The following is a 20,971-nucleotide window of genomic DNA, read 5'->3' on the forward strand; positions in this document are numbered from 1 at the left end:
GTCCCCGCCGGGTCCCAGCCGGGTCCGGCACGGTCATATCTGGGGAACGACCACGACCGGGCACGGCGCGTGATGCAGTACCGCATGATTGATCAGTCCCAGCTGCAAACCCAGATGCCCCTGCCTCCTGCGGGCGCCGACGACCAGCAGGTCCGCGCCGGAAGCCGCCTCCAGCAGCGCCTGGCGCGCGGGTCCCTCGATCACCCTGCGGCTCACCGGGGCGTCCCCGTATTGCTCCGCGCTGCCGCGCAGGGCGTCGTCGAGTACCTGCTCCGGCGGGCGTTGCTGCGCTTCCAGGGCGTACCGGGAAGGGGCTTGAGGTGTGGTGAAGGCGCCGAACGGTGTGTTCCGGGCGTGCACCGCCACCAGCCGGCAGCGCCGCACCCGGGCCTCCCGGAACGCGAACCGGACAGCCGTACCGCTGCTCTCCCCGTCCTCGACACCCACCACGACGGTCCCGAACCGGACGCCCCTGTGGTCCGCCGCGCCGCGGACCACGACGACAGGGCAGTCCGCCCGTGCCGCCACGGCCAGGCCGACCGAGCCCAGGAGCATCCCGGCGAGGCCACCGAGCCCCCGGGATCCGAGCACCAGCGCGAAGGCGTTGCGCCCCTTGTCGACCAGGGCGGAAGCCGCGTCCTGGTGCCGCAACTCGCTCGACAGGCGCACCGTGGGTGCGGCTTCCCTGACACGCTCCGAGGCGGCGTCGATCACGTCGGATGCCTCGCGGTCGTCTGCCGCCGCGTGCAGAAGGTGGAGCGGAACCTGGTGGCGGCCCGCCTCGGCGGCAGCCCAGTCGACCGCCTCCAGGCTTGCCACGGACCCGTCGACGCCGACCACCACGGGAATCGACACCGGCCCCGTCTCCTTTCGTGCCGGACTCCACGTCGGTCCTCTCATTCGCCGGTCCACATGCGCCGCGGAGGAGATTGGGGTACTCCTCGAAGGAGAGAGCACGCCCCACCCGGCATGCCGGCGAAGTCCGGAAGATCCACGCCGGCGGACCCGTTCACCGTCAACTCCAGCTTCGTACGAGACGGAGGCCGCCGCCATGCAAGCAATCGTCACCGTGGGCCTGGACGGCTCACCCGAGAGCCTTGCCGCAGCCCGCTGGGCCGCCGACGAGGCCCAGAAGCGCAAGCTCACCCTGCACCTCCTGCACGCGTGGCCACTGCTGGCGCCGGAACCGACGGACGTCCCCTCGGAAGTCGATCAGAACTACTGGGCGAAGCGTCTCGTCCACACCGCCGAAGCCGAACTCCGCGCACGTCACCCGGGCTTGTCCGTCGTCGGGGATCTGGTCGCCGAGGATGCCCAGAGCGCCCTGCTCCGAGCGGCGTCGGAGTCCGAGATGACCGTGCTCGGTTCCCGGGGGCTGGAGCCCGTGGAGAGCTATTTCCTGGGCGACGTCAGCCTGCCCGTCGTGGCACGGGCCGAGCGGCCGGTGGTGCTGGTCCGCGCCGAGACCGCACAGGAAGGAGCAGCCCCGGCACCCGCAGCCCGCGTGGTCGCGGCTGTGAAATTGCACGGATCCTCCGACGATGTGCTCGACTTCGCCTTCCACTCCGCCGCGGCCAGGGGCGTTCCTCTCCTGGCCGTCCACGGACGCAGTGTGCCGCTCCACGCCCGCGTGCCCTGGGGTGTGGACCACGGCGTCACCGAAGAGATGACGAAGGACGCCCAGAAGGAACTCAGCAAGGCGCTCCGGCCCTGGCGCGAGAAGTACCCGCAGGTGGAGGTGAGCGACAGCGTCCACCTCGCCGGCCCTGCCAAAGCGGTCGTACGGGCCGCCGAAGGCGCCGCGCTGCTGGTCGTCGGCCGGCGCGCGCACCGGCACGGCCTGGCACCCCACCTGGGTCCCGTGGCCCAGGCCGCCATCCATCACGGGAGCTGCCCCGTCGCTGTCGTTCCTCATGGCTGAGCGGCACCTCCGCAGGACATCGGTGCCCGGCTCGACGCAGGCGCGCTTCGGTCCGGGGGGACCGAGGTGCTCGGGCGGCTGCGTTGCCCGGGAGCCCGGCGGGAGCGACCGTGGAGATGACGGAACGAGGAAGTGAGTACCGTGCGAGCGCTCGTCTACCACGGCCCGGAACAGATCTCCTGGGACACCGTCCCGGACCCTGCCGTCGAGGAGGCCACCGATGCCGTCGTGCGGGTCGAGGCCACGACCGTCTGCGGCAGTGACCTGCACATCCTGCGGGGAGACCTTCCGGAGGTGAAACCGGGGACGATCCTCGGCCACGAGGCCGTGGGCGAGGTCGTGGAGGTGGGCAGGGACGTCCACGACCTGCGCCGAGGGAACCGGGTGATCATTTCGTCCGTCTCGGCCTGTGGCCACTGCCGGGCGTGTCGCGACAACATGGGCGGACAGTGCCGCGGGGGCGGTGGATGGATCCTGGGAAGTCTGATCAACGGGACGCAGGCCGAGTTCGTGCGGGTGCCGTTCGCCGACTACTCCACCCACCGACGGCCCTCCGCCCTCGCGCTGAGCGACGCCGTCCTGCTCGCCGAGGTTCTTCCCACCGCCTACGAGGTCGGAGTGCGCAACGGCCATGTGAGCCCGGGAGACACCGTGGTCGTTGTGGGAGCGGGTCCCGTCGGACTCGCCACGGTGGCCATCGCCCGTCTCTACTCGCCCCGCAGAATCATCGTCGTGGACCTGTCCGCCGCTCGATTGGAAGCCGCCGCACGCCTGGGCGCTGATGCTGCCGAGATGCCGGGGAAGATGATCGCCGAACTGTCCGAGGGACCAGGAGCCGACGTGGTCATCGAGGCATCCGGTGAAGCGGAGGGGTTCGTCCTGTGCACCCGTGCCGTCCGTACGGGCGGGCATATCGCCAACATCGGCACGCACGGCAAACCGGTCACGCTGCATCTCGAATCCCTGTGGCGCAAGAACGTGACGATCAGCACCGGCCAGGTGGACACGTCCTCCACTCCCTGGCTGCTGGAGCTGGTGAGGTTCGGACGTCTGCCCGTCTCCCGGTTGGTCACCCACACCTTCGGCCTGGACCGGATGGAGGAGGCCTACGAGGTGTTCTCACACGGCGGCAGCACGGGTGCCCTCAAAGTCCTGCTGCACCGTGAGTGAACCGCCTGCCCCCAAAGGGCCGTACGGGCCGACCGGACCGCCATCAGGGCCGTCCGGCCCTACAAGCCGACGGCGAACGGCAGTGTCATGGAATTGAGCCGAGGGCCACAAGGAGGCACGGGGAAACGGAGTGAGACCGCGCACCGTGCGATTCGGGCCCGCAAGAAGCGGGCGGCCCCCGGCTCCACGGACGCATGACGTACACCGTCGTCCGTCCCGTCGGTCCTGTCCTGCGGCCAAGGTGCAGTGAAGGCCGGGCTCGGCGACTCTGGAGAGCAGGGGCAGTGCCGGGAGGAGCAGCCCATGCACTGGGAAACGATCGACAAGGACACCGCACCGGTCGTCCCGCCCCGACTCACCGACTACGAGCAGTCCCGTTCCACCTTCAGCTGGTCGCAGGCGCGTACCGCACTCGCCGGGCTGCCCGGCGGCGGGCTCAACATGGCCCACGAGGCGGTCGACCGGCACGCTGCCTCGGACCTCGCGGACAAGGCGGCGCTGCGCTGCGTCGCCCGCGACGACTCCGTCTCGACTGTCACGTACGCGGAACTCGCCCGCCTGACCGCCCGCTTCGCGAACGTCCTGCGGTCACTCGGTGTCGGACCCGGAGACCGGGTGTTCACCCTGCTCGGCCGCTGTCCCGAGCTCTACACCACGGTGCTGGGCACACTGAAGAACACCAGCGTGCTCTGCCCTCTCTTCTCCGCCTTCGGCCCCGACCCCGTGATGCAGCGGCTGCGGCTCGGTGACGCGCAGGTCCTGGTCACCACCGCTGCCCTCTACCGGCGCAAGGTCGCCGAGCGCCGGGCGTCGGTTCCCGGGCTGAAACACGTCCTGATCGTCGGCCCCGGCGCTGAGGAACAGACGGGCACCGCCTCCTTCGACGACCTGATGGCCGCCGCCCCGGACGCCTTCGCCATCCCGCCGACCTCGCCCGGCGACATGGCCCTGCTCCACTTCACGAGTGGCACGACGGGAACCCCCAAGGGCGCGGTGCACGTCCACGAGGCTGTCGTCGCCCACTACGCCACCGCCGCGTACGCGCTCGACCTGCACCCCGAGGACGTGTACTGGTGCACCGCCGACCCCGGCTGGGTCACCGGCATGTCGTACGGCATCATCGCCCCGCTCGTCCACGGCGTGACGGTGGTCGTCGACGAGGGCGACTACGACGCCCGTCGCTGGTACCGGATCCTCGGCGAACAGCGGGTCACCGTCTGGTACACGGCTCCCACGGCCCTGCGTATGCTCATGCGCGCCACGCCCCGCCAGGGCCCGTACGACCTGCCGCGCTCCTACGACCTTTCGGCCCTCCGTTTCATCGCGTCCGTCGGAGAGCCTCTCAATCCGGAGGCCGTCGTGTGGGGACGGGACGTGCTGGGGCTGCCGGTGCACGACAACTGGTGGCAGACGGAGACCGGTTGCATCATGATCGCGAACTTCGCGGCCTGCGAGATCCGGCCCGGCTCGATGGGACGCCCGCTGCCCGGCATCGACGTGGCCGTGCTGAAGCAGGGCGAGGACGGCCGGGCACAGGTCATCGACGGCACCGTCACGCAGGTGCAGAGCCCCGATGTCGAGGGTGAGTTGGCGCTACGGCCGGGCTGGCCGTCGATGTTCCGCGGCTACCTGCACGACAAGGACCGCTACGACGCCGCCTTCGCGGGCGGGTGGTACCTGACCGGAGACCTGGTCAGGCGCGACGCGGACGGCTGGTACTGGTTCGTGGGGCGCGCGGACGACGTCATCAAGTCCGCCGGGCATCTGATCGGTCCGTTCGAGGTGGAGAGCGCGCTGATGGAGCATCCCTCGGTGGCCGAGGCCGGGGTGATCGGACGGCCGGACCCGGTGGCCGGGAACGTGGTCAAGGCGTTCGTGTCGCTGCGGCCCGGTGCCGAGCCGACCCCGGGTCTGGAGCGGGAGCTGCTGGCCTTCGGCCGCCGGAAGCTGGGCCCCGCAGTCGCGCCCAGGGAGATCGCGTTCGACCAGAACCTGCCCAAGACGCGCAGCGGGAAGGTGATGCGTCGCCTCTTGCGCGCACGAGAACTCGGCCTGCCCATGGGCGACGTGTCGACCTTGGAGGGATCCGCATGAGCGTGGCCCGCCCCACCCGCACGCGGAAGGACCCCGCGCAGCCGAAGCCTCGTAGGAAGACGGCGAAGACCAAGCGCAGCGCGAGCACCGGACACCGGACGGACCTGCTGGAGTCGATGCTGCGCATCCGGCACTTCGAGGAACGGTGCGTCGAGTTGTACAGCGCCGCGAAGATCCGCGGCTTCGTCCACCTCTACATCGGTGAGGAGGCCGTCGCCGTCGGCGTCAACGGGGCACTGACCGCCGGGGACGCGGTCGTCTCCACCTACCGCGAGCACGGCCACGCGCTGGCCCGCGGGATCACCTCCGATGCCGTCATGGCCGAGATGTACGGCAGGACGACCGGTTGCAGCGGCGGCCGGGGCGGTTCCATGCATCTGTTCGACGCGAGCCGCCGCTTCTACGGAGGGAACGCCATAGTCGCCGGCGGGCTCCCGCTGGCCGCCGGACTCGCGCTCGCCGACCGTATGCGCGGGCGGACCGACGTCACCTGCTGCTTCTTCGGCGACGGGGCCTTCGCCGAGGGCGAGTTCCACGAGACCGCGAACCTGGCGGCATTGTGGAAACTGCCGTTGCTGCTCGTCTGTGAGAACAACCGCTATGCCATGGGCACAGCGCTGGAGCGGCACGAGGCACAGACCGATCTGGCCATGCGCGCCGCCTCCTACGGCATGGTCGCCTGGAGCGTGGACGGCATGGACGTCGAAGTCGTCGAGGAGGCCGCACGGCGGGCCGTCGAGGGCATCCGGGCCGGCACCGGGCCGCACTTCCTGGAACTGCGCACCTACCGTTTCCGCGCCCACTCGATGTACGACCCGGACCGCTACCGCGACAAGACGGAGATCGAGCAGTGGAGGTCCCGTGACCCGATCCGCCTGCTCAGGGACCGTATGCGCGAGAACGGTGAGTTGAGGGACAAGGACGTCGAGGCGATCGAGCAGCGGATCACCACCGAGATCGACCACGCCGTCGAAGCGGCCGAACGGGCACCCGAGGAGCCTGTCGAGAACCTCCTTCACCACGTCACCAGTTCCTCGGCGGAGGCGGTGAGCTGACCATGGGCGGCGAGGGGACCCACGAGGCCAAGACGACCTACCGTGAGGCGATGCGAGAGGCGCTCCGGGAGGCTCTGCGCTCCGACGACCGTGTCTTCCTCATGGGCGAGGACGTGGGCAGGTACGGCGGATGCTTCGGCGTCAGCCTCGGTCTGCTGGAGGAGTTCGGCCCCGAACGCGTCCGTGACACCCCGCTGTCGGAGTCCGCGTTCGTCGGTGCCGGTATCGGTGCCGCCCTGGCCGGGTTGCGGCCCGTCGTCGAGATCATGACCGTCAACTTCAGCCTGCTGGCCCTCGACCAGATCCTCAACAACGCCGCCACCCTGCTGCACATGTCCGGTGGTCAGCTGCCCGTGCCGCTGGTCATCCGCATGACCACGGGCGCCGGACGGCAGCTCGCCGCCCAGCACTCGCACAGCCTGGAGGGCTGGTACGCGCACATCCCCGGCATCCGCGTCCTTTCTCCCGCCACTCTTGAGGACGCGCGGCACATGCTGGCCCCGGCGCTCGCCGACCCCGACCCCGTACTGATCTTCGAGCACGGAAGCCTGTACAACGTCTCCGGTGAACTTCTGCCGCCCACCGCACCGGTGGACCTGGACCATGCCGCGATCCGCAGGCCGGGCACCGACATCTCCCTCATCACGTACGGCGGTTCGCTGCCCAAGGCCCTCGCGGCGGCGGACGAACTGGCCGTCGAGGGCATCAGCGCCGAGGTGATCGACCTGCGTACGCTCCGCCCGCTCGACGCCGAGGCCGTCGCCGCCTCTGTGGCCCGTACCCACCGTGCGGTGGTCATCGACGAGGCATGGCGGACGGGAAGCCTGGCCGCCGAGGTGTCGGCCCGCATCGCGGAGGCATCCTTCTACGAACTGGACGCGCCCGTGGAGCGGGTGTGCAGCGCCGAGGTGCCCATTCCGTACGCCCGGCGGCTGGAGGAGGCCGCTCTGCCGCAGACCGCCGACATCGTCGCGGCCGCCCACCGGGCGGTGGACTGACCATGGCCGAGTTCACCATGCCGTCCCTCGGCGCCGACATGGACGAGGGCACGCTCCTGGAGTGGCTGGTGGGACCCGGTGACCTCGTGCACAAGGGCGATCCGGTCGCCGTCGTCGAAACCGCGAAGTCGACGATCGAGGTGGAGTGCTTCGCAACCGGGACGATGACGGAGCTGCTCGTCGAGCCCGGCACGACGGTCCCGGTGGGGACGCCGCTCGCGCTGATAGGGCCCGCCGAGAAGCGACCGCCCGGCCGTCGCACGCGGAAGAAGGGCGGCTCTGCCGAGCCTTCCGTACCCACAGAGCCCGCCACGTCCGCCGAGTTCCCTTCTGCGCCACCCGGGCCCGCCACGCCCGCCGAGTTCCTTTCTGCGCCACCCGGGCCCGCCACGTCCGCCGAGTTCCCTTCTGCGCCACCCGAGCCCGCCCCTGCCCCGGCACCGGCTCCTTCCGGCGCTCCGCAGGACGGCCATGCCGAGGCCGGCCCCCTGATCCGGCATCTCGCCGAGCAGAGCGGCGTCCACCTGGAAACGGTGCACGGCTCCGGACCGGGAGGGCGCGTCACCCGGACCGATGTCGAGGCAGCCGTGGCCGCCCGAGCCGCTCCGGGGCCACCGCGCGTGCGCGCCACCCCCTTCGCCCGGCGGCTCGCCGCGGAACTGGGCGTCGACCTGGCCACGGTGACGGGGACCGGCAAGGAGTCGGTCGTGCGGGCCGCGGACGTACGCCGGGCGGCGCCCGGCCCGGCGGCCCCGGCTCCGCAGGAGCTCGCGGGGGCCACCCCGTCCGGTGCCTCCGCTCAACGGTCTTCTGCTGCCCGCCCGTCCGAGGGCCGGGCCGCAGGCATGCGCCAGGCCATCGCCGGCCTGATGACCCGTGCGAACCGGGACATTCCTCACTACTACCTCTCCACCACTGTGGACATGTCCGCCGCGATGGGCCGGCTGCACGAGCACAACCGGCGCAGCCCGGTCGGTGAACGGCTGCTCCCCGCGGCCCTGTTGCTGAAGGCGGCGGCCCTGGGGGCCAGGGAAGTTCCCGAACTCAACGGCTTCTGGACCGAGGACCACTTCACGCCGGGCGAGGGGATCCACCTCGGAGTGGCCGTGTCTCTGCGCGGCGGAGGGCTCGTGGCCCCTGCTCTGCACCACGCCGACACCCTGGCGCTCCCGCAGTTGATGAACTCCCTGAAGGACCTGGTCACCCGGGCTCGCGCCGGCAGGCTGCGCGGTTCCGAGGTGTCCGAGGCGACCATCACCGTCACCAACCTCGGCGACCAGGGCGTGGAAACCGTCTTCGGTGTGATCCACCCGCCCCAGGTCGCCCTGGTCGGTTTCGGGAAGGTGGCCGACCGTCCGTGTGCCGTCGACGGCCTGCTGGGCGTGCGGCCCACGGTCACGGCGACCCTCTCGGCCGACCACCGGGCGACGGACGGTGCCGTCGGTGCCCGCTATCTCACGGCGGTCTCCCGCCTCCTGCAGAACCCGGAGCAGCTGTGAACATGAATCGAACCGAGGCAATGGACATGGTCAAGGAATCGCTCACCCGTGTCGTCCCGGGCGCCGACGTCGCCGCGCTGGGGCCCGACGACGCGTTCCGTGACGTGCTGGAAATGGACTCGCTGGACTTCCTGAGTTTCGTGGAGGTCCTCAGCGAGCGGTCCGGCGTACGCATCGAGGACGAGGACGCCTCCCGGCTCACCACGCTCGCTGCCGGCGCCGACTTCCTCGTCTCCGCTGCGCAGTGACATGCGCCCGGCGGAGAGTCACGGCTCAGACCGCTTCGATGTCGTCGACGACTTCCACCACGTCGTCGATGTTCCGCAGCGAAGCGAGCAGTTCGGGGACCACGGCCCTGTCCAGCCGCCCCGTGATCGTCACCACGCCGTTCTCCACGGTGACTTGACCGGCGTGCGGATCCAGCAGATGCCGACCGATCAGGGATTCGGCCTCGGCCCGGATCTCGGCGTCGTCACGGATCAACGCTCGCAGCAGGCCGCGCCGGCTCACCACGCCGACGAGCCGGCCGCGGTAGTCGGTCACAGGAAGCCGCTTCAGCCGGGCTTGGGCGGCGGTCCAAGCGGCGTCCGCCACCCGCTGCGCGGGGTGGACGGTGACCGGCGGGAACGTCATCAACGTGGCCGCCGTGTCGCCGCGGCTCTTGTCGTACAGGCGGTGCTGCCACATCCTGCCGACAGGTCCGTGCCGGTGAGGTTCGGCCATGACGGCGGCCTTGGCCAGCAGATCCGACTCCGAGACGACACCGATCACGTGGTCGTCGGCGTCGACCACCGGAACGGCGCTCACCTGCTCGCGGGAGAGTGTGTGGGCCACCTCCAGGAACGGCATGTCGCCTGGGACAGAGGCCGCAGGCACCTGCATGACGTCCCTCACCCGGAGCACGACAGGTTCCCGGACGGGCGGACCCGGTGCGGCAGGCGTCTCCGGGCCGGGCGCCTCCCCCGGCTCCTGGGCGCTCCGGGCCGACGCGGCGGCGGCGACTGCGGCGAGGTAACGGCCCAACGCGTCCCGGCGTGGCTCCTCCTGAGGTGTCCAGGGACGGCCCGGGGCGGCGCGGCGGGCTTCCTTCTGCGTGGAGCTGTGCTCGATGTCGCTCACGGCTGCCTCCCGAGGACGCCGTCCACCTACGCGGTCAGTCTCGCACTGATCGACGGGCGCGGCCTCCGGGCCGAACGGCCCTGCACGAGGGACGGACGGGCCGGTGCGGCGCGACACGCCGTCGCCTACCAAGGAGACTGGGAAGCGAGGCCCAGGGCTCACCGGGAGGAGAGTTCGTGACGGGTTTCCGGGACATTCTGACAAGGTTCCGGTCGGCGGCAACGCCTGGCCGGGCCGCACCGAGCGGTGTCCCTGCGGATCGTTCAGCCGAACTCCGTGCGGAACTCGCACCGCCCCTCGCCCTGCTGGGGCAAGCGGAAGCGCAAGCCAGGACCGTACGCGAGCGGGCCGAGGCAGCCGCCGCGGCGCGTCGGCAGAATGCCGGACGGCAGGCCGAGGAGATCGTGGCCGCGGCGCGTGCGGAGGCCGACGGGACACGGGAGCGCGCCGCCGAACAGGCGTTGAGCGCGGCCGGGGACGAGGCGGCGACGCTGCTCGCCGAGGCGGAGCGGGAGGCAGCCGCCGTACGCGACCGGGCCGGGCGGCGGACGCCCGCGCTCGCCGATCGGGTCGTCGCGCTCGTGCGGGAGGACCTGGTGGCGGGGGAGGGGGCGCCCCTCCCGCCGGAGGGTCAACCGACTCCAGGCCGGCAGAGACCACGGGGGAGTGGTCCGTGATGAGCGCCGGATGGGTGGCCGGCGTGACCCGGGCGCGCGCTCTGCGGAGCAGGTGCCTGGGAGCCGAGGGCATCAGCGAGGTGGCCGCGGCCACCACCCTCGACGACGCCCTGCGCTATCTGGCGGCCACGCCCTACCGGCACGACGTCGGCCCGGGAGTCACTGTGGCCGGGGCCCAGCGTGCGGTCTCGGCGACTTTGCTGTGGCATCTACGGGTCCTCGCCGGATGGCAACCGGCCACCGGCGCGGACGCCGTCCGGGCGCTGGCCGCCGGATTCGAGCTCTCCAACACCGAACACCATCTGAGCAGCCTCGGGGCCGACCGGCGCCGACCGGGTTCGACACCCCTTCACCCCCCGCCCTACCGCCTGGGCGCGCTGGCGACCGCCTGGACACGGCTCGCCCGCACCCGCACGCCGGCAGAGCTGCGCACCTCCCTGGCGGCCTCCGTCTGGGGCGACCCCGGAGGCGACTCGCCGGCTGCGGTCGCAACCGGCATGCGGGTCTCCGCCGCCCTACGGCTCGCCACCACCGTCCCCGACGCGGCGCGCTGGGCAGCGGCCCGGCTCGCCCTGCTGTTCTGCCGTGAGGTGTTCGTCGTCGGCCGCCGCATGCCGGACGTCTCCGTCCGCCGGGCGGCCCGCCTGCTCGGACCGGGGGCGATCGCCGCAGCCTCGTACGCCGACTTCCGTCAGGAGCTGCCGGCCACCGCCAGGTGGCTGGTGGACGACATCGACGAGGTGGCGGACCTGTGGCGGGCGGAGGCGCGCTGGTGGGACGCGGTCGAGCGGGACGGCCGGGAACTGCTGCGTCGATCCCGTTTCGGGCCGCAGCCGGTGGTGGGGACAGCGGCACTGCTGTCCGTCGACGCGTGGCGGACGCGCGGCGCGCTGGAGCTGGCTGCCCGGGGCGGAGACCCCGGGGGCCGGCCGACGGGGGTGCTCGATGCTCCGCGCTGAGCCGGCGGCCCCCGTCCGGATGCGCAGGGTGGCCGTCGTGGCACCCGAGGAGGCGCTGCGGCCGAGCCTGGTGCGGATCGCAGAGGCGGGCTGCGTCGAGATCGACCTGGCCGGGGACGGCGGCCCGGAGGTCCGCGGGCGTGCGGCCACCCGCCTCCAGCGGCTGCGCGCCGAGCCGGCACAACCCGCGCTGAGCGAGGAAACCCCTGACCTGGACGCCCTGGAGCGCGCGGGCCGGGCAGACCTGCTGGCGGGCGAGGCCCAGATGGAGGAGCGACTCGACAGCGCGGTCCGCCACGGCACCGTTGCGGCGGTGGCCGGCTGGTGCCCCCAGGCGGAGGTGGGTCCCACGGCCGCACGCCTCGCCGGTGCCGGCGGCGCGCTGGTGCCCCTGCGGACCCCGCGCGGCGTCGATCCGCCCACCTTGCTGACCGGAGCGGACACCGCATCCACGGTGGTCACGGCGAGACCGGTGCGACGCTCCTTCACGCCTTTGGTCACCACATACGGAACCGTGCCTTACGCCGACCTCGACCCCACCCTGCCCGCCGGGATCGTCTACGTGGTGATGTTCGGCCTGATGTTCGGCGACGCCGGGCACGGTCTGCTGCTCGTCATCGTCGCCCTTCTGCTGCGAGCGGGCCGTCCGCGCCGACTGGTGGCGCTGCGCCCGCTGTGGCCCTTCGTCGCCGGAGCCGGGCTCGCCTCCACCTCGGCCGGGGTGGCGTACGGCGAGTTCTTCGGTCCGACCGGGGTGCTGCCCGTGCTGTGGCTGGAACCGCTGGAGGAGCCCATGCGGCTGCTGGCCACCGCCGTCGGACTCGGCGCCGTGCTGCTGGCCGTCGCCTATGCCGCGGGGATCGTGAACCGCTGGCGGGAGGGCGGTCTCGCGGCGGCCCTGTACGCGACGAGCGGAATCGCCGGGGCGGCGCTCTACCTCGGTCTCGTCGCCGTCGCCGGGTACGTGTGGCTGGGCCAGGCCGCATTGGCGGTGCTGGGCGCCGCGATCGCGGCAGTCGGGCTGGCGCTCGCTGCGGTGGGGCTGTACGCCACCACGGCGGGCGGTCCGGGTGGTGCCGTGCAGACGGGTATCCAGCTGTTCGACGCGGTCGTGCGCATCGGCTCGAACGTCGTGTCGTTCGCACGGCTCGCTGCCTTCGGTCTCACCCACGCGGCGTTGGGGGCGATCGTCTGGGACGGCACGACGGCTCTTGCGGGCCGGGGCCCGGTGGGCGCCGTCGCAGCGGTGCTCGTGTTTCTCGCAGGCAACGCCCTGGCCTTCGCGCTGGAGGCCCTGGTGGCCGGAGTCCAGGCGCTGCGGCTGGAGTTCTACGAACTGTTCTCCCGGCTCTTCGAGGGCGAGGGCCGCCCGTTCAGGCCCTGGCACCTGCCCGTACAGCACCTCACGGGGCCGGCCGCCGCCGGGCCGCCCGCAGCGGTTCAGGTCGTGGCGCGCGGCCCGGTGGGAGAGGAGGAAGCGTGATCACCTGGTTCTTGGCCCTGCCCGTCATCGTCGCGGGATTCGTCGCCGTACGCCTCGTCCTGCGACGCTTCAGCCGGACGGCCGTGTGGTGGATGGTGGCCGCCGACGCAGTGCTCCTGGTGGCCGCAGCCGTGGTCCTGACCCTGGCGCTCGGCGGAGGCACCGCGCAAGCCGCGACCACCGTGGCACAGGAGTCCGGCTCCGGTTCCGCCGCCCTGATCGGCGCCGCGATCGCGGTGGCCGGCGCGACGATCGGCGCGGGCATCGCTGTCGCCTACACCGGAGCGGCAGCCCTCGCGGCGCTCAGCGAACGGCCCGAACTCTTCGGCCGTGCCATGGTCATCGTCGGACTGGCCGAGGGCATCGCCATCTACGGGCTGGTCGTCGCGGTCATCCTCATCGGCAAGGCGTGACCATGGGCCGCGTCGCCGCGCTTGGAGAGCGGTCCCGCGTTGCCGGTCTGGCACTGGCCGGGGCGGACGTACTCGTCGCCGAGGACCCCTCGGCCGTACTCCGGATCTGGCGAACTCTGCCGGACGGCGTCGACCTGGTGATCCTCACCCCTGCCGCGGCGCAGGCACTGGACGCGGAACCGGTGGCGCCGGGCGGCCGTCGCCCGCTGACCGCTGTGATGCCGCCATGACGACACCGGCTCCCCAGCAGACCTCGGACGCGCTCTCTCCGGTCCGGGCCGAGCTGCTGCGAGCCGCTCACACCGAGGCGGAAGCTCTTCTGGCACGCGCCGAGCGCGATGCCGCCGCACGCGTCGAGCAGGCTCGCGTCGAGGCCCGCACCATTCTCGACGCCGCCCGGCGCCAGGGTGAGGCCGACGGCGCGGACGCCGCCCGCGAGCTCCTCGTCAGGGCGAGGCGCGAAGCCAGGTCCCGCACGCTCTCCGCTCGCCGGGAGGCGTACGAGGAGCTGCGCCGCGAGGCCGCCGAGCGGGTCCGGGAGATGCGCCGGACCGATGACCACCCGTCCCTGCGGCGGCGGCTGGAACACCGGGCGCGCGTCCTGCTCGGGCCGGGCGCCGAGATGATCGAGCACGCCGACGGGGGCGTGGTGGCCCAGGCGTCGGGGAAGCGGGCCGATCTGTCCCTGACCGCGCTGGCCGACCGCGCACTGGACCGTCTGGGAGGGGAGGCGCGGAACCTGTGGGAGCCGTGACGGAAGCTGCAGAAACCGGTCACGGGACGGCTGCGCGGGAGCGGGCCTCCCGGATCCTGCGCGTGACCGGACCGCTGATCGAGATGGAGTACGCGGGCGGTATCGCGATGTACGACCTGGTCTCGATCGGCCCGGCGGGGCTGCCCGGTGAGGTCGTCGCCATCAGCGGTGACGTGGTCACCGTCCAGGCGTACGAGTACACCGGTGGACTCGCTCCGGGGCAGACGGCGCTGCCCCGGGGCCGCCCCCTGTCGGTGCGGCTCGGCCCCGAGCTGCTCGGCGGGATCTTCGACGGCATGCTGCGCCCCCTGTCCGGCGTCGGCGACTGGCTGTTGCCCGGGGCGGGGCGGCAGGCTGCCGAGGAACGTACGTGGAACTTCTCCCCGTCGGTGGCGGAGGGCGAGCGGGTGGCCGAGGGGGAGGTGCTCGGGGAGATCCTGGACGCGGGAGCGGTGCGGGTGAGGGTCCTCGTGCCGCCCGGCGGTGACGGCACGGTCGAGGACGTAGCCGTCGCCGGGGACCACCCACAGGACGCCGCCGTGGCTCGGGTGGGCGGCAGCGAGGTGACGGTCGGTGCCCTGTGGCCCGTGCGCCGGCCGCGTCCGGTGCGGGAGCGCGTCGACAGCCACGAGGCCCTGAACACCGGCCAGCGCGTGATCGACCTGCTCTTCCCCGTGGCCCGGGGCAGCACCGTGGCCGTGCCCGGGGGCTTCGGCACGGGCAAGACGATGCTGTTGCAGCAGATCGCCAAGTGGTGCGACGCGGACGTCATCGTCTACGTCGGCTGCGGGGAGCGCGGCAACGAGATGGCCGACGTCATCACCGAACTGGCGGAGCTCCAGGACCCTCGCACGGGCGGGCGCCTGGCGGACCGCACCGTGACGATCGCCAATACCTCCAACATGCCGATGATGGCCCGGGAGGCGAGCGTGTACACGGGGATGACAGTCGCCGAGTACTTCCGGGACATGGGTCTGCACGTGGTCGTCATCGCCGACTCGACCTCCCGGTGGGCCGAGGCGCTGCGCGAGTTCGCCTCTCGTACCGGGGCGCTGCCCGCCGAGGAGGGCTATCCGGCCGGACTGGCCTCGGCCATCGCTGCCTTCTACGAGCGGGCCGCCGCTGTGACCACCCTCGGTGGCGACCGGGGTTCGGTCACGGTGATCGGCGCGGTGTCCCCGCCGGGCGGGGACCTGACCGAACCGGTGACCGCGCACACCGAGCGCTTCGTCCGCTGCCGGTGGACCCTCGATCGAGACCTCGCCTACGCCCGTCACTACCCCGCCCTCTCATGGACCGGGTCCTTCTCCCGGGACGTACCGGTTCTGGCCGCCTCACACAGGGCGGCCGGTGATCCGGAGTGGGCCCGGCGCCGTGACCGGGTGGGAGCGATGCTCGCCGAGGCCGACCGGCTGGCCGATCTCGTGGACCTGATCGGGATCGCCGCCCTGCCCGCGCGGGAGCGGATCAACGTACTGGCGGGGAGGCTGATCCGCGAGGGGGTGCTGCAGCAGAGCGCGCTGTCCGAGCGGGACGCGTACTGCGGCCCGGAGAAGACAGCCGCCCTGGCCGACGCCGTCCTCACGATCGCCGACCGCTGCCGCGAACTGGTGGACCACGGCGTCCCCGCGGCTTCGGTCGAGGCGGTCGACTTCGGTCCGCTGCTGCGTGCTCGCGAGGACACCGGTCCGCACGACGCCGCCGGGGTGACGGTGCGGCGGGACACCATGCTCGCGAAGCTGGAGGAGCTGCGGCCATGAGCCTGCCCGGCGAGATCGAGTACACGGCGGTGCGCGAGCTTCGAGGCCCGCTCGCGATCCTCGAGGGCGTCTCGGGGGTCGGCTGGGACGAGTACGTACGCATCACGCTCGCCTCGGACGAGCGGCGCCATGGCGTGGTCCTGGACGCCGACCGGGACCTCGCGGTCGTCCAGGTGCTGGAGGGCACCGCGGGCATGGACCCGCAGGGGGTCCGGGCGGCCTTCTCGGGCAGCCCGCTGCGCATCCCGGTCGGCACGGACTGGCTCGGGCGCGTCTGCAACGGCCGCGGCGAGCCCCTCGACGGCGGCCCACCCGTACTCGGTGCCCACGACGCCGAGGTGGGCGGCGCTCCCATCAACCCGCTGCGGCGTGAGCCGCCTTCCGACCCGGTGCTCACCGGGGTCGGGGCCGTCGACGCCCTGACCACGCTGGTGCGGGGACAGAAGCTTCCGGTGTTCTCCGTGGCCGGACTGCCACACCTGGAACTCGCCGCGCAGATCGCCGCGCAGGCAACGGCCGCAGGTGAGGCGTTCAGCGTCGTCTTCGCGGGAATGGGACTGACCCACGCCGACGGCTCCTTCGTGCGAGACGCCCTGGAGGAACGGTCCGCGGCCGGGGAACTGGTCCTGCTGCTGAACACGGCGGACGACCCGGTGATCGAACGGATCCTCACTCCGCGGATCGCACTCACGGTCGCCGAGCACCTCGCGTTCACCGAGGGGCGGCACGTCCTCGTGGTGATGACGGACATGACGACGTACGCCGAGGCGCTGCGCGAGGTCTCCGCCGCCCGAGGGGAGATCCCGGCCCGCCGGGCCTACCCGGGCTACCTCTACAGCGACCTGGCCTCCCTGTACGAACGCTGCGGCCGGATCCGGGGCCGTTCCGGTTCGGTCACCGTGCTGCCGGTGCTCACGATGCCCGCGGCTGACATCACCCATCCGGTGCCCGACCTGACCGGCTACATCACCGAAGGGCAGATCGTGCTCTCTGCCGAGACGCACGCACGGGGTGTGTACCCGCCGCTGGACGCCCTGTCCTCCCTCTCCCGGCTGATGCGCAAGGGCGCCGGGCCCGGCCGTACCCGAGACGACCATCTCGACGTCGCGGCGCAACTGCTGGCCGCCCTCGCCCGCGCTCGTCAGGTCCGCGATCTGGCCGACCTGGTCGGCCGGGCGGCGCTGAGCCCCACCGACCGCCGTCACCTGGACTTCGAGGAGGCGTTCCTGCGGGACTTCGTCGACCAGCGCAGCGACCGGCCGCGCGCCCTCGACGCCTCGCTGGAACGCGGCTGGCGGGCCCTGCTCACCCTGCCCCGCGGCCAGCTCTCGATGCTTCCCGCCCGGCTCCTCGACGCACATGGGGCGAAGGACCTCGGCGACCTCGACGAGGAGACGTCCCCATGACCGGCATCCGCCGTGCACCGCCCGGTCGTGCCGGACGGATGCGTCTGCGGCACAGTCTCGACGTCGCCGTGCGCGGAGCGGACCTCCTTGAACAGAAGCTGCGCATCCTCCGAGCCGAACACCGGCGACTGCTGCGCGTGGCGGAGGCGGCGGCCCGTGCCTGGGAGGACCTGCTGTCCGAGGCCGAGAGCTGGCTGCTGCGCGGACTGCTCCTGGGCGGCGAGCAAGCCCTCGACGCGGCCGCCGCGAGCATCGCTTCCGCCGAGGTCACCATCGACTGGACCGTTTCCATGGGAGTACGCCACCCGGCGGGGGTCACCACGTCCGTACCCGTCCGTCCGTCCACCGCCGCCGCGCCCACCAACACGGCACTCGTGCACGCCGAGGCGGCATACGGCCGCGCTGTGCGCGCCGCCGGGGAGTACGCGGCGGCGCACGCGGCAGCCGAGCTGGTGGGCGCGGAGGTCGTCGGCACCCGGCACCGGGTCCGTGCCCTGCGGCGCCACTGGATCCCCAGCCTGCGGGAAGCGCTCGACCGGGCCGACCTTGCGCTGGAACAGGCGGAACACGAGGACGGTGTCCGGCGGCGCTGGGCGTCTCGGGCGGCCGGGGGCGGCGGGTCGGCCACAGGACGGTAGGGCGGTCACCGGCGGATCCCACGTCCAGCGTGACCGCTCTCGCCCCGCTGCGAACCGATCGGTCGTACGGCCCACTGCCGGCACGGCGAGAGCCCTCCCCACGGGCGCGGAGCGTGATCACGTCGACGCCGGCGTGCGGCTTCGCGCGCGGGCATGCGTGAACGACGGTAGAAGTGGAGGTAGGGGGCCGGTGCGGCGCGCAGCGTCGCTCCGCGCGCCCGGTGTCCCCCTGCGCATCCCCGGGGCCAGGGTCCACGGGAAGTGGAATGGGCGGTGATCGACATGCACGGTGCCACCCCGCTCGGCAACACGGGTGTGGTTCCTGATCCGGCCGGCTCGGCCACGGCCGTCGTCGATTCGACGGGGATCGTGACGGGGTGGAGCGCGGGGGCCGAGCGTCTGCTGGGCCACGCCCACCAGGAGGTCGTGGGGCGTCCGGCAGCCGGTCTGCTGGACCCCGGCGAGGACGTCGAGCAGGGTCTTGCCGCCGCCCTGGCCGGGGGGAGCAGGGTCGTCTCGCTCCGGCACCGGGACGGCCGACGCGTGGCGGCGTGGCTGCGGGCCTACCCGTCGTACGACGGCGAAGGCAACGTGCAGTACTTCGTGCTGGCCACAGTGCCGGAGCAGCCGCAACCGGACTGGGCGACGACGGAGGACGCTTTCGCACAGTGCCTCCTGCCCGTGATGGTGTTCGACTCCGGCCTGCGGGCCCTGCGGGCGAGCGCCGGAGCCGCCCGCGAACTGGGCTTCAGCGAAGAGCAGATGCAAGGCCGGCGGATCACCGAGATCCTGCCGCCCCACGCCTGCCGGACGGTCGAGGACGGCATGCGCCGCGTGTTCGAAACGGGCGACTTCGAACAGTTCCTCGTGCGGGGCAGGGCCCGGCCGGACGCCCGGGAGCGGGCCTGGTCCGTGGCGGTGTCTCCGATCAGGACCCGGTCGGGGCGAGTACGGCATGTACAGCTCTCCGCTCTGGACGTCTCCGAACAGCACTCGGCCCGGGAGCGGCTCGCCCTGCTGAACGACGTCAGCACCCACGTGGGCCGCACTCTGGACGTGACGCGGACAGCGCAGGAGATGGCCGACGTGACAGTGGGCCGATTGGCCGATTTCGTCACCATCGACCTGCTGGACTCCTTGTTCCGCGGCGTCGAGCCGAGGCCCACCGCCACCGGTACCGTCGCTCTGCGCCGGGTGGCGCACCAGTCCGTCCTGCCCGGCGCACCCGAGGCGGTGATCCGGCAGGGAGAGGTGGACCAGTACCCGCAGTACACTCCCCCCGCCCGCTGCCTTGCCACCGGCCGGCCCTCGCTGCACCGCACCATCGACGAAGCCATCCGCAACTGGCAGGCGGCCGACCCCGAGCGGTCCCGGGTGGTGAAGTCCTTCGGCATCCACTCGGTCATGGTCATCCCGCTGCGCGCACGCGGCCTCACCCTCGGAGTGGCCGTTCTCGTCCGCCACCAGCGCCAGGACCCGTTCGACGAGGACGACCTGCTCCTCGCCCAGGAGATCGGCGCGCGGGCCGCCGTGGCCGTGGACAACGCCCGGCGCTACACCCTCGAACGCACCACCGCCCTGACCCTGCAACGCAGCCTCCTCCCGCGCCGGATCGCCGAACAGGACGCCGTCGAGGCCGCCTACCGCTACCTTCCGGCCCGTACCCGGGCAGGACTGGGCGGTGACTGGTTCGACGTGATCCCGCTGTCGGGCGCCCGGGTCGCACTGGTCGTCGGCGACGTGGTGGGCCATGGTCTGCGCGCCTCCGCCACCATGGGGCGTTTGCGGACCGCCGTGCGTACCCTGGCCGACGTCGACCTTCCCGCCGACGAACTTCTCATCCACCTCGACGACCTGGTCACCCACCTGACGGCGGAGGAGGACTCCGCCGTCGAGCCCGAAGCCGAAGCCGAAGCCGAACCCGAACCCGAACCCGACCTGAACATCTCCACCGGTCTCATCGCGACGTGCCTGTACCTGGTCTACGACCCGGTGACGCGCCGCTGCACGGCGGCCACCGCGGGCCATCCGCCGCCTGCCGTCGTCACTCCGGACGGCACCGTGGACTTTGTCGACGTCCCACCCGGCCCGCCACTCGGTGTGGGTGGTCTGCCGTTCGAAACCGTCGAGTGGGAGCTGCCCCCCCGGCAGCCTCCTCGCGCTTTACACGGACGGCCTCATCGAGGGGCCCGAGCACGACCCGGGTAACGGTCTCACGCTGCTGCGCCGGTTCCTGGAGCGGCCTGTGTTCTCACTGGACGCCTTGTGCGACGACCTGATCCACACCTTGCTGCCCACCCAGCCGCAGGACGATGTCGCCCTGCTCGTCGCCCGCACCCGGGCCTTCGACGCCGGCCAGGTCACCACGTGGGACGTGCCTTCCGACCCGGCCGCGGTGGCCGATACCCGTGCACAGGTGCTGGAGCAGCTGGCCGAGTGGCGACTGCACGACCTGGCGTTCACCGCCGAGCTGGTGGTCAGCGAACTCGTGACCAACGCGATCCGCTACGGGCTGCCTCCCGTCCAACTGCGTCTGATCCGCGACACGTCGCTCATCTGCGAGGTCTCGGACGGCAGCAGCACCGCCCCGCACCTGCGGAGGGCGCGCACCTTCGACGAAGGCGGCCGCGGCCTGCTCCTCGTCGCCCAGCTCACCCAGCGATGGGGGACACGCCACCGCGCCGACGGGAAGACGATCTGGGCGGAGTTGGACGTCACCGACGCGTGAAGGGGCTGACCTGGCCTCGGCACCGTTCGCGTACGAGGTCGTCGTCCCAGGTCGAGCAGGAGTACGGCCGCGGGCGGCGCCGTGCGGGCCGGACGGCGGAGCGGCGGCCCGTCGGAGCTTGTCCGGGGCGGTTCCCTACGTCCACGCCCGCCTTGCTCAGCCGCAGCAGGGCGACCGTGTCGGTGGCCCCGGTTGCCTCCTCGATCAGGGAGATCAGCGGGGTGGCGGCCAAAACGGCGACGTCGACCCCCGGCGTTCGCCGAACAGCAGGCGTTGGCGGCGTCGTTGACGCGGGCG

19 protein-coding genes and 1 pseudogene are annotated in these 20,971 nt (G+C 72.4%); 17 read left to right on the forward strand and 3 right to left on the reverse strand.

The window, feature by feature from the left end; all coding sequences use genetic code 11:
* Positions 1-33 precede the first annotated feature (33 nt).
* Positions 34-855, reverse strand: coding sequence for a universal stress protein (locus AC3ETA_RS13670; RefSeq protein WP_432193138.1), 822 nt, complete (start codon positions 853-855; stop codon positions 34-36).
* A 196-nt stretch (positions 856-1,051) separates the two neighbouring features.
* Between AC3ETA_RS13670 and AC3ETA_RS13675 the strand changes: the two genes are divergently transcribed.
* The 7 genes from AC3ETA_RS13675 to AC3ETA_RS13705 all read left to right on the forward strand — a co-directional run bounded on the left by AC3ETA_RS13675 (position 1,052) and on the right by AC3ETA_RS13705 (position 8,985).
* The gene (locus AC3ETA_RS13675; protein WP_432193139.1) at positions 1,052-1,921 is read left to right on the forward strand and encodes a universal stress protein; all 870 of its coding nucleotides are present in this window, start codon (positions 1,052-1,054) and stop codon (positions 1,919-1,921) included.
* A 141-nt stretch (positions 1,922-2,062) separates the two neighbouring features.
* Positions 2,063-3,091 (forward strand): alcohol dehydrogenase catalytic domain-containing protein, encoded by a 1,029-nt coding sequence (locus tag AC3ETA_RS13680; RefSeq protein WP_432193262.1) that lies wholly within the window; start codon positions 2,063-2,065, stop codon positions 3,089-3,091.
* A 303-nt stretch (positions 3,092-3,394) separates the two neighbouring features.
* A complete protein-coding gene (gene acsA / locus AC3ETA_RS13685; RefSeq protein ID WP_432193140.1) occupies positions 3,395-5,185 on the forward strand; it encodes an acetate--CoA ligase in 1,791 nt (596 codons plus the stop codon).
* A complete protein-coding gene (pdhA, locus tag AC3ETA_RS13690; protein WP_432193141.1) occupies positions 5,182-6,240 on the forward strand; it encodes a pyruvate dehydrogenase (acetyl-transferring) E1 component subunit alpha in 1,059 nt (352 codons plus the stop codon). Before acsA ends, pdhA begins: the two co-directional genes overlap by 4 nt.
* Positions 6,241-6,242: 2 nt before the next feature.
* Positions 6,243-7,238, forward strand: coding sequence for an alpha-ketoacid dehydrogenase subunit beta (locus tag AC3ETA_RS13695; protein WP_432193142.1), 996 nt, complete (start codon positions 6,243-6,245; stop codon positions 7,236-7,238).
* Between the two features lie 2 nt (positions 7,239-7,240).
* Positions 7,241-8,737: a dihydrolipoamide acetyltransferase family protein gene (locus AC3ETA_RS13700; RefSeq protein WP_432193143.1), complete on the forward strand. Its 1,497-nt coding sequence runs from the start codon at positions 7,241-7,243 to the stop codon at positions 8,735-8,737.
* Positions 8,738-8,739: 2 nt separating this feature from the next.
* Positions 8,740-8,985: an acyl carrier protein gene (locus AC3ETA_RS13705; RefSeq protein WP_432193144.1), complete on the forward strand. Its 246-nt coding sequence runs from the start codon at positions 8,740-8,742 to the stop codon at positions 8,983-8,985.
* A gap of 25 nt (positions 8,986-9,010) precedes the next feature.
* Here the strand turns inward: AC3ETA_RS13705 and AC3ETA_RS13710 are convergent, their stop codons facing one another.
* Positions 9,011-9,856 carry a CBS domain-containing protein gene (locus AC3ETA_RS13710; RefSeq protein ID WP_432193145.1) on the reverse strand — a complete coding sequence of 282 codons (846 nt, stop codon included), beginning with the start codon at positions 9,854-9,856 and terminating at the stop codon, positions 9,011-9,013.
* Between the two features lie 404 nt (positions 9,857-10,260).
* Between AC3ETA_RS13710 and AC3ETA_RS13715 the strand changes: the two genes are divergently transcribed.
* From AC3ETA_RS13715 to AC3ETA_RS13760, 10 genes and pseudogenes are all read left to right on the forward strand, one after another.
* Positions 10,261-10,533 carry a hypothetical protein gene (locus tag AC3ETA_RS13715; RefSeq protein ID WP_432193146.1) on the forward strand — a complete coding sequence of 91 codons (273 nt, stop codon included), beginning with the start codon at positions 10,261-10,263 and terminating at the stop codon, positions 10,531-10,533.
* On the forward strand, positions 10,533-11,492 hold the full coding sequence (locus AC3ETA_RS13720; RefSeq protein WP_432193147.1) for a hypothetical protein: 960 nt from the start codon (positions 10,533-10,535) through the stop codon (positions 11,490-11,492). Before AC3ETA_RS13715 ends, AC3ETA_RS13720 begins: the two co-directional genes overlap by 1 nt.
* The gene (locus AC3ETA_RS13725) at positions 11,479-12,975 is read left to right on the forward strand and encodes a V-type ATPase 116kDa subunit family protein (RefSeq protein WP_432193148.1); all 1,497 of its coding nucleotides are present in this window, start codon (positions 11,479-11,481) and stop codon (positions 12,973-12,975) included. The genes AC3ETA_RS13720 and AC3ETA_RS13725 overlap by 14 nt, the downstream gene beginning before the upstream one ends.
* Positions 12,972-13,388, forward strand: coding sequence for an ATP synthase subunit C (locus tag AC3ETA_RS13730; protein WP_432193149.1), 417 nt, complete (start codon positions 12,972-12,974; stop codon positions 13,386-13,388). Before AC3ETA_RS13725 ends, AC3ETA_RS13730 begins: the two co-directional genes overlap by 4 nt.
* A 2-nt stretch (positions 13,389-13,390) precedes the next feature.
* Positions 13,391-13,618, forward strand: coding sequence for a hypothetical protein (locus tag AC3ETA_RS13735; RefSeq protein WP_432193150.1), 228 nt, complete (start codon positions 13,391-13,393; stop codon positions 13,616-13,618).
* Complete coding sequence (locus tag AC3ETA_RS13740; protein ID WP_432193151.1) at positions 13,615-14,142, forward strand: hypothetical protein; 528 nt, start codon at positions 13,615-13,617, stop codon at positions 14,140-14,142. Before AC3ETA_RS13735 ends, AC3ETA_RS13740 begins: the two co-directional genes overlap by 4 nt.
* Positions 14,139-15,902, forward strand: coding sequence for a V-type ATP synthase subunit A (locus AC3ETA_RS13745; protein WP_432193152.1), 1,764 nt, complete (start codon positions 14,139-14,141; stop codon positions 15,900-15,902). Before AC3ETA_RS13740 ends, AC3ETA_RS13745 begins: the two co-directional genes overlap by 4 nt.
* Positions 15,899-17,308 (forward strand): V-type ATP synthase subunit B, encoded by a 1,410-nt coding sequence (locus AC3ETA_RS13750; RefSeq protein WP_432193153.1) that lies wholly within the window; start codon positions 15,899-15,901, stop codon positions 17,306-17,308. The genes AC3ETA_RS13745 and AC3ETA_RS13750 overlap by 4 nt, the downstream gene beginning before the upstream one ends.
* Positions 17,305-17,946, forward strand: a complete 642-nt coding sequence (locus AC3ETA_RS13755) for a V-type ATP synthase subunit D (protein ID WP_432193154.1) — start codon at positions 17,305-17,307, stop codon at positions 17,944-17,946. The genes AC3ETA_RS13750 and AC3ETA_RS13755 overlap by 4 nt, the downstream gene beginning before the upstream one ends.
* A 282-nt stretch (positions 17,947-18,228) precedes the next feature.
* A pseudogene (locus AC3ETA_RS13760) lies at positions 18,229-20,674 on the forward strand (SpoIIE family protein phosphatase).
* Here the strand turns inward: AC3ETA_RS13760 and AC3ETA_RS13765 are convergent.
* The gene (locus AC3ETA_RS13765; protein ID WP_432193155.1) at positions 20,661-20,906 is read right to left on the reverse strand and encodes a hypothetical protein; all 246 of its coding nucleotides are present in this window, start codon (positions 20,904-20,906) and stop codon (positions 20,661-20,663) included. The pseudogene AC3ETA_RS13760 and the gene AC3ETA_RS13765 sit on opposite strands and share 14 nt — an antisense overlap.
* Positions 20,907-20,971: the final 65 nt, after the last annotated feature.

This window comes from Streptomyces sp. bgisy027, from assembly GCF_057710365.1.